This window comes from Stenotrophomonas sp. P5_B8, assembly GCF_054049855.1.
The window spans coordinates 1-1,526 of the sequence record NZ_JBFULO010000644.1 but is presented as its reverse complement, the minus strand read 5'-3'; the positions used below and the strand labels follow the sequence as shown (position 1 = coordinate 1,526).

Here is a 1,526-nt window from a genome sequence, read left to right as displayed (position 1 = left end):
CGGCGACGCTGGCCAGCGACATGTCCAGCATCCGGCAGCCCGGGCAGTCGTCCTTGTGAAAATCGACCAGCAGAACAGGATGTTCGCGCAGGGCGGCACGGTAGTCGTCAGCGGTGGTGGCGTGCAGGGTCAGCATTGGAAGGCGTCTCGAAATGGGCCAGCACACGGTCGGCCCAGCGGTGAATGGTCTGGGTGTCGTCGCTGCCGTGCGGCATCTGCTCGATCTCCAGCACCGGAAGTGGCGAGCCGAAAAAACGGGCCAGCCGGTGCGCGGCGCCACAGTAGAACTCCAGGCCCCACTGGGTTTCCCCGGTACCGAACACCGCCACGGTTTCGCCGGGCGGCAGCCCCGGTCCGTCGCGCAGCGTGGCCACGAACTGCTTCATCTCGGCAGGCGTGCGGCCGGCGTTGTCAGTCCAGCAGCCCAGCAGCAACCCCGCATGCGGCTGGGCAAGGGCATCGTCCACCGGGTCGCTGTCCACGTCCAGGCAGCGCACCGCATGACCTCGCTCGGTGCAGTAAGCAGCCAGCAGCCGCGCCACTTCACGGGTGTTGCCGCTCAACGATGCATAGGCAAGCAGGAGGTTCATGGCCGCGCGTTCCTACAGATCGTCGAAGCCGTTGTCCGCATTGGTCTTTTTGTAGCTGGCGTTGCGCATCTCGAAGAAGTCGGTCTTGGTTTCGGTGAAGTTGTCGGCGTAGGCCTTGATCCACGGCATCACGTTGACGCTGGTATCGCTGTAGAGCTTCTCGATGCCGAGCATGCCGGCCATCTTGTTGGCGCGGTATTTCACGTAGCGGATCATCTCGTCCACGTCGATGCCGTCGATGCCGTCCAGCACCTCACCGGTCCAGCGGGTCTCCAGCGCGATGGCATGCTCGAAGGCGTCGTGCACGTAGGCGGTGAGTTGATCGCCCTGCAGCTGCGGGTTCTCGCCGATGATGGCGCGGATCAACTCGCTGATGAACTTGGTATGGGCCAGTTCGTCGCGGTTGATGAAGCTGATGATCTTGCCGGTGCCGGTCATGCGGTTCTGCCGCACCAGGTTGTAGAAGAACGCGAAGCCCGAATAGAAATTGATGCCTTCCAGGATCGAGGACTGGATCAGCGAGCGGATGAGCGTTTCGGCGGTCTTCTCGCGCATGAAGTCGTCATAGGACTGCATGATCGGCTGGTTGCGCGCCTGGATGGTGGGGTGGGTGCGTGCGATCTCGAAGACCCGGTTCTGGTCGGCCAGCCCGGCGATGGAGGCCAGCACGTAGCTGTAGCTCTCGTTGTGGATCACCTCCTGCTGGCCGATGATCGCCGCATTGGCGTGCGCGGCCGGGTCGGTGATGTATTCGGCGACGTTGTAGATGAAGCGGGTCTGCGGCGAATCCAGCGTGGCCAGCAGGCCGATGATGGAATCGTAGGCGTTCTTTTCGCGCGCGCTGAGCTCGCCGTACCCGCGCGCGTCACCCTTCATGTCGACTTCGTCGGGGATCCAGAAGTTGGTCGACAGCTCTTTGTACGCCCGGTAGAAGGA

General features: G+C 63.1%; 2 protein-coding genes and 1 pseudogene. All 3 read right to left on the bottom strand.

Annotated features, from left to right (window positions below; all coding sequences use genetic code 11):
• Positions 1–136: pseudogene (locus ACXJKH_RS20320) on the bottom strand (thioredoxin family protein); the annotation flags it as partial.
• Positions 108–590 (bottom strand): flavodoxin, encoded by a 483-nt coding sequence (locus tag ACXJKH_RS20315; protein WP_457322073.1) that lies wholly within the window; start codon positions 588–590, stop codon positions 108–110. The gene ACXJKH_RS20315 and the pseudogene ACXJKH_RS20320, both read right to left, overlap by 29 nt.
• A 12-nt stretch (positions 591–602) precedes the next feature.
• A partial coding sequence (locus ACXJKH_RS20310; RefSeq protein WP_457322071.1) for a ribonucleotide-diphosphate reductase subunit beta occupies positions 603–1,526 on the bottom strand: 924 nt, incomplete at its 5' end.